A 6,449-nucleotide genomic window follows, 5' to 3' on the forward strand; every position below is an offset into this window, starting at 1 on the left:
GTATGCTGCTCAAGGCGGGCTGGCAGGGGCGCAATACCCTCACCGCCCTGTGCGGCGGCGAGGCGCTTGACGCAGGCCTGGCCGAGCAGCTCTGTGCCCGCACCCGGCGGCTGTGGAACTGCTACGGGCCGACCGAGGCCACCGTCTGGTCGTTGGTGAGCGAGGTGCGCTGGCCACCTACTGATGGCCAGATCACCATAGGTCACAGCCTGCCTGGTTATCGCCACTGGGTGCTGGACGAGGCGGGGCAGCCAGTGGCAGAGGAGGAGCGCGGCGAGCTCTGCATCGAGAGCCCGGCCCTGTGCGAGGGGTACTGGCGCAAGCCTGCCTTGACGGTGGCGGCCTTCCTGCGGGTCGATGTCCATCGCCTCTATCGCACCGGCGATCGGGTGCGCCGGCTGGGGGCGGACAACTTCCTCTATCTGGGACGGCGGGACGATCAGGTCAAGCTGCGCGGCTTTCGCATCGAGCTCGGCGAGGTGGAGGCGGGGCTGCGCCGTCAACCCGGGGTGCAGGAGGCGGCGGTGCGCCTGGTGGGCGAGGGGGATGAGGCCATGCTGGTGGGTTACGTGGAGGCGAAAAGCGGGGTAACCCTCAACCGGCTGGCCCTGCGCAAGGGGCTGCAGGCGACGCTCCCGCACTACATGGTGCCGGCGCGGCTCATTCTGCTGGATGCCCTGCCCAAGACCGGCAGCGGGAAACTGGACAGAAAAGCGCTGCCCTTGCCGGAATGATGACGGGGCTGCAGGTCAGCAACCTGCCTCACTACATGGTGCCGGTGCGGCTCATTCTGTTGGATGCTCTGCCCAAGACCGGCAGCGGCAAACTGGATAGGAAGGCGCTGCCCTTGCCCGAGTAGACAGAGCAATAGACAAAGAAGCCCGCATCATGCGGGCTTCTTTGTGGGCGCCAATCACGCGGGCTTACTGGGTGATGGGGGCCGCATCGGGTTTGGCCAGCAGCTGCTCGACGTCGTCGATCACCTTGAGGGCCGCTTCGGGGGGCCGCCGGTGGAGGTCCACAGGGATCCGTCCACGGCGCCGAAGCGCTTGCCCTTGATGGCGCCAAGCTGCTGGAAGGCGGGGGTCTGCTCGGCCTGCTTCATGGCATCCACCGCATCGCCGCTGGCGCTGAGGGTGCCGATCACCAGCCAGTCACCATCGAGCAGATTGAGGGATTCGAGACTCAGGGCCGGGGAGTGGGGACTCCTGTCGCCGATCTGGTGGGGCGGACGGGCCAGGCCCATCTCCATCACCACGCTGCTGGCGAAGGTGCCGCCGTGCATGTAGCTGGGTCCCTTTGGATTCCAGCGCACTATGCTGAGCTGCTCGCCCTGGTGCTTGGCCAGTGTGTTTCGGGCGGCTTGCAGGCGGGCATCATAGCGCGCGAGGAAGGCCTTGCCCTCGGCCTCCCTGTTCAGCACCTGGGCGTTGCGGTTGAATACCTCTTTCCAGGGTTGACCCCAGTTGCCGGTGACGACTGTGGGGGCTATCTCTTGCAGCAGGGCCAGCAGCTCGGGCTTGGTCTGATTGGTCAGGATGAGATCCGGTTCCAGATCGATCAGCCGCTCCAGATTGGGGTTGTCCAGATCGCCGACCACGGTGATCTCCTCACCAGCCTTGTCTTGCAGGTAGCGGGGCAGTGTGGCCTGGCCGCGACCGTTGACGGTACCCACTGGTTGTACGCCCAGGGTCAGGGCGCTGTCGAGATCGATTTCGCTCAATACCACGACTCGCTTGGGGTGGGCGGGCACGACCTGGGTCTTGCCATCGGCATCGGTCACCTGACGGGTCTCTGTGCCGGCCTGGGCCTGAAAACCAGCCAGGCTGGCCAGCATGAGCGCGGCGGCCAGGGGGGAGGAGATCTTCATCGTTACATCCTTCTTGGTGAAATCAGCGGAAAACCGGGCCCCAAACGGGCGGCCTTATGCTATCACAAATTCAAATGATAAAAATTGTCATTTGCGTTTGTGGTGTTTGGACTGGGTGATTTGCTACCATGGCCGCTCTCGAACCAAGGGCCTTTTCGATGCCAACCGCTCCCCTTGCTGCCGGATCCCGAGGCAGCTTTATCCTGCAGGCCGACGGCCTGCCGCTGCCCGGTTTTGCGGAAATTGCGCTGCAGCGGGTCTGCTTCGATCCCGCCGCTTTCACCCCGGCCTGCTATGAGCAGGCCGAGATCCTGCTGCCCGCCAGCTTGCAGCGCGCGGCCCCCAAGCGGCTGGGGGAGTTTCTGGCCGGTCGGTTGGCGGCCCGTGAGGCTCTGCGCCGCGTTGGGCTTGGCGATCATGTGGTGGCCATAGGCTCGGCCCGCGAGCCGCGCTGGCCTGCGGGGTTTGAGGGCAGCATCAGCCACAGCCTGTTGCAGGGGCGCGGCATGGCCTTGTGTGCGGTACGTCCGGGTCAGGCAGGGATGGGGCTGGATCTGGAAGCCTGGCTGGAGGATGAGCAGGCGTGCAGTCTCTGGCCCGGCATCGTGGATGATGAGGAGTGGGGGCGGCTGCAGCGCTGTCCGCTCGGGCCGGCCCAGGGGTTGACCCTGGTGTTCTCCGCCAAGGAGAGCCTGTTCAAGGCGCTCTACCCCAGGGTGGGGCGCTATTTTGACTTTCTTGATGCTCGCTGGCTGGCCATGACGGAGCAGACCCTCACCCTCGAACTAAAAAGCGCGCTGACCCCGGATCTGCCCGCAGGCTGGCACTGCACCTTGCACTGGCAAGGCTTGCCGGGTGGCGTGCTGACCACGCTTTTACTCTGAGAAAACCTCTGCCGCTCAACCCGCTGGCCGGTGTCATGGGATAAAAAAACCGCCATCAAGGCGGTTTTTTTTATCCTGCGCTCAGGCTTGCTGCTTCATGGCAAAGGCCTGCGGGCGGCGGCGCGGCACTATGATGGGGGCGCCATCGCCGGGGGCGTGCAGTATGTCCACGTCCGTCTGGTAGAGGCGGTCGATGAGGGGCTTGGTCACCACCTCGCGAGCCGGGCCCATGGCCTGGATCTTGCCCTCGCCGATGGCGATCAGCTCGTCGCAGTAGCGGGCGGCGGTGGCGAGATCGTGGATGACGATGAGCACCGTCTTGCCCTCGGCGGTGATCTGGTGGATGGCTTCCATCACTTCGGTCTGATGGCCTATGTCCAGGGCACTGGTGGGTTCGTCCAGCAAGATGATGTCCGCGTCCTGGGCCAGCACCATGGCCAGCCACACCCGCTGGGCCTGGCCGCCGGACAGCGAATTGGCGCTCTGTTGCAATATTTCCCCGAGTTGCATCCGCTCGCAGGCCCAGCGCACCATGCGGGCATCCTCTTCACTCCACTGATTGAACCAGCCCTGATGGGGGTGGCGGCCGTACTGCACCAGCTGCTCGACCTGAATGCCGGCGGGCACCAGGGGGCGCTGGGGCAGGTAGGCGAGCTCCCGGGCCAGCGCCTTCATGCCGTAACTCTTCAGCGGTTTGCCCCTGAGCAATATCTCGCCGGATTGGGGTTGCTCCTGGCCTGCCAGCAGCTTGAGCAGGGTGGATTTGCCGCCGCCATTGGGGCCGACGATGCCGACCAGCTTGCCTTGTGGGATGGTGAAGGAGATGTCGCTGAAGACGGGCTTTTGCTGATAGCCGAAGTGGAGGCGATTTAGGGTGAGGGTCATCAGTCGGTTCTCTGTCTGTCTTTGATCAGAATAAACAGCAGCAGTATGCCGCCAAGAATACGGGTCATGATGCCGGTGGCGACCTCATGGGGGCTGGCCAGTACCCGCACCAGGGTATCGCTCGCCAGCAGCAGCAGGGCGCCACAGAGGGCGGCAATCCACAGCGGCACTATGCGATCCCGGCTCATCCAGGAGGCGAGTATGGGGGCTGCCATGGCGATAAACACCACGGGGCCGCCGATGGCGGTGCCGAGCGCCGCCACTATGATGGCCTGGGCCAGTACGCCGAGCTGCACCCGGTTGACGTTCACCCCGAGCGTCTGGGCGGTGACCGGGCCCAGACGCAGCACGCCCAGGGCGCGGGAGAGGTAGATTATCCAGGGGCAGACCAGCAGGATCAGCAGACCCACAGGTACCACTGTGCCGTAGCCCTGGCCGACGAAGTTGCCCATGTTCCACAGGTAGAGGCTGGTGAGGTGTACCAGCGACTGGGTGGACATCACGAACTGACCGATGGCGCTGAGCATCTCGGAGACGCCGATGCCTATCACCACGAACAGATAGCCCTGCTCCCCCGGCTTGTTGCACAGGGCGTAGAGCATGGCCGCGGCGAACAGGGCGCCCAGCGGCGCGGCCCACCAGGGCCAGCTGCCCAGGGTGAGGTAGAGGGAGAAGATGATGATGGCCAGGGAAGCTCCCTCGTTGACCCCTATCATGTCCGGGGTGGCGAGGCGATTGCGGATCAGGGTCTGTACCAGACAGCCGGAGAGACCCATGGCGGCGCCTGCCACCAAGACGGCGACGATGCGCGGCAGCCGGATCTTGAAGACAGTCACCTCATCGAGTCGGCTACCCTCGCCAAGCAGGGTCTGGATCACCCCCAGCATGGTGAGCTTGCCGGAGCCCAGGGTCAGCGCCAGCAGGGAGAGCAACGCCAGTGTGAGCACCAAGCCCAGCGTGATAAGCCAGGCGCGGCGGTGCAGCAGCAGGGTGCGGTCACCCAGTCGCAGGCAGAGGGTGCCGGAGGGGAGTGAAGCATTCAGCGATCTATTCATTGGATTGTTCATTAGGCAGGGCGACCTTATTTGACGGCCAGCAGAGAGCGGAAACCGCCGCCGCGTACTACCAGGATGAGCACGGGGGCACCGATCAGGGCCAGGATCACGCCGTTGGGCAGTTCGAACGGCTGGATCAGCCAGCGGGCCAGTATGTCGGCCCCCAGCAGGAAGAGCACGCCGAACAGGGCGGAGAAGCGCACCTGGATGGCGAGGCGCACCGGCTCCACCAGACGGGCGCAGTAGGCGGCCAGAAAGCCGACGAAGCCGATGGGGCCGGCGATGGCGATGGCGCAGGCGGTAAACAGGGTGGCGGCCAGCAGCACACCGATCCGCACCCGGGTCGGCCGTATGCCGAGGGCCTGGGCCTGGTTGTCCCCCATCTGCATCAGAGTGAGCTGGCGGCACAGCGCCAGGGTCAGCAGCAGACCGGCCAGGGCAAAGGGGATCACGGTCAGCACGGCGTCGAGATCCGAGGCCGCCAGAGACCCCAGGTTCCAGAAGCGGAACTGCTCCAGCACCACCTTGTTGGAGAGCAGCAGGAAGTTGGAGAGGCCGCCAAAGGTGGCGGAGAGGGCGACCCCCACCAGGATGAGCTTGAGCGGATTGGAGCGACCCACCATTAAGCCCAGGCCCAGTACGATGAGGTTGCCAAGCAGGGCCCCCATGCCGGACCAGAGCAGATAACCGTAGGCCGATTCAACCCCGAAATAGGTGAGACCGATGACCAAGGCGAACACGGCGCCGGCATTGACGCCGAGCAGGCCGGGCTCGGCCAGGGGATTGCGGGTGGCGCTTTGCAGCATGGAGGCCGCCAGCGCGAGACAGACGCCCACCACCAGGGCACACAGGGTTCGGGGCAGACGCAGGGTATGAATGATCATGGCGAGCTTTTCATCGGCCATGAAGGCGGGATCCCCCAGCAGAAATCCGGCGACCTCGCGGCCACCATAGACACCGGCCCCCGTGGCCAGTGACAGACAGATCAGCATGAACAGGAGAACAACTCCCAGCCAGAACAGCTGTGTTTGGTGTCTGAGCACCCGGATACTCCTTATTGTCGAGGCGATAAAAACGCAAAAAGGGAGCCCTGTTTCCAGGGCTCCCGAACGGTATGATTACAACTTGTACTCTACCCCGGCGTAGACGGAACGGCCTTCCAGGATGAAGTCTGCGTCGGTGGCGACCTGATCACGCTGGGTGTTGGTCAGGTTGGTGATGCCCAGCTTGAAGTCCAGAGCCTGGGTCACAGTCCAGTTGGTGTTGAGATCCAGGGTCTGGTAGCTCTCGGACTTGAACGCCTGGGCGTTGCGGGCCGGCACCTTGATGATCTGGCTGCCGACATATTGCCAGGCCAGATTGGCGCTGACGACGTCGCTGGCTTGCCAATCCAGGCTCAAGTTACCGGTGTGATCCGGGGTCTTGGCCAGATCATCGCCGGTGCTGCGATCCTCAGAATCCAGCAGGGTCCAGTTACCCGCCAGCTTGACGTTGTCCAGCACGTCGAACCAACCGGTCAGCTCCAGCCCCTTGATACGGGCCTTCTTGACGTTGAGGTAGGTCATGACGGACGGACGGTAGCCCGGGCCCCACTGATCGCTCTGGATCAGATCTTCGATTTCGTTGTGGAAACCGGTCACTCCGGCGCCGAAACGATCGGCTTCATAGGCTGTACCCAGCTCATAACTGACCGCAGTTTCCGGCTTCAGGTCCGGGTTGCCAATCACCTGGCAGGCGCCACGGCAGGCGGTGGTG

At 64.3% G+C, this 6,449-nt stretch carries 6 protein-coding genes and 2 pseudogenes; 3 read left to right on the plus strand and 5 right to left on the minus strand.

Annotation, left to right across the window (positions count from 1 at the left end):
• Both amoH and G113_RS22015 read left to right on the plus strand, forming a co-directional pair.
• Nucleotides 1-734: pseudogene (amoH, locus tag G113_RS18335) on the plus strand (amonabactin biosynthesis glycine adenylation protein AmoH); the annotation flags it as partial.
• Nucleotides 731-859, plus strand: coding sequence for a hypothetical protein (locus tag G113_RS22015; RefSeq protein ID WP_005908419.1), 129 nt, complete (start codon nucleotides 731-733; stop codon nucleotides 857-859). The pseudogene amoH and the gene G113_RS22015, both read left to right, overlap by 4 nt.
• 64 nt (nucleotides 860-923) lie before the next feature.
• Here G113_RS22015 and G113_RS18340 read toward each other — a convergent pair.
• A pseudogene (locus G113_RS18340) lies at nucleotides 924-1,870 on the minus strand (amonabactin ABC transporter substrate-binding protein).
• Nucleotides 1,871-2,028: 158 nt separating this feature from the next.
• On the opposite strand from G113_RS18340, the gene amoD reads away from it, so the two are divergent.
• Nucleotides 2,029-2,754, plus strand: a complete 726-nt coding sequence (amoD, locus tag G113_RS18345; protein ID WP_005908421.1) for an amonabactin biosynthesis phosphopantetheinyl transferase AmoD — start codon at nucleotides 2,029-2,031, stop codon at nucleotides 2,752-2,754.
• A gap of 81 nt (nucleotides 2,755-2,835) precedes the next feature.
• Here amoD and G113_RS18350 read toward each other — a convergent pair whose 3' ends face one another.
• From G113_RS18350 to G113_RS18365, 4 genes are all read right to left on the minus strand, one after another.
• Nucleotides 2,836-3,639 (minus strand): amonabactin ABC transporter ATP-binding protein, encoded by an 804-nt coding sequence (locus tag G113_RS18350; RefSeq protein WP_005908422.1) that lies wholly within the window; start codon nucleotides 3,637-3,639, stop codon nucleotides 2,836-2,838.
• Complete coding sequence (locus tag G113_RS18355; RefSeq protein ID WP_040319376.1) at nucleotides 3,639-4,706, minus strand: amonabactin ABC transporter permease subunit 1; 1,068 nt, start codon at nucleotides 4,704-4,706, stop codon at nucleotides 3,639-3,641. The genes G113_RS18350 and G113_RS18355 overlap by 1 nt, the downstream gene beginning before the upstream one ends.
• 14 nt (nucleotides 4,707-4,720) lie before the next feature.
• Nucleotides 4,721-5,737 carry an amonabactin ABC transporter permease subunit 2 gene (locus G113_RS18360; RefSeq protein ID WP_005908425.1) on the minus strand — a complete coding sequence of 339 codons (1,017 nt, stop codon included), beginning with the start codon at nucleotides 5,735-5,737 and terminating at the stop codon, nucleotides 4,721-4,723.
• A 75-nt stretch (nucleotides 5,738-5,812) separates the two neighbouring features.
• Nucleotides 5,813-6,449 (minus strand): TonB-dependent receptor domain-containing protein (locus tag G113_RS18365; protein ID WP_005908427.1); only part of this gene is annotated, 637 nt, incomplete at its 5' end.

Origin of the sequence: Aeromonas molluscorum 848, assembly GCF_000388115.1 — a bacterium.
GTDB lineage: Bacteria > Pseudomonadota > Gammaproteobacteria > Enterobacterales > Aeromonadaceae > Aeromonas > Aeromonas molluscorum.

Excerpts from the sequence above, each read along its gene's own strand:
- G113_RS18350 (WP_005908422.1), bottom strand. The coding sequence starts at position 3,639 with ATGACCCTCACCCTAAATCGCCTCCACTTCGGCTATCAGCAAAAGCCC.
- amoD (WP_005908421.1), top strand. The coding sequence starts at position 2,029 with ATGCCAACCGCTCCCCTTGCTGCCGGATCCCGAGGCAGCTTTATCCTG.
- G113_RS18355 (WP_040319376.1), bottom strand. The coding sequence starts at position 4,706 with ATGAACAATCCAATGAATAGATCGCTGAATGCTTCACTCCCCTCCGGC.
- G113_RS22015 (WP_005908419.1), top strand. The coding sequence starts at position 731 with ATGATGACGGGGCTGCAGGTCAGCAACCTGCCTCACTACATGGTGCCG.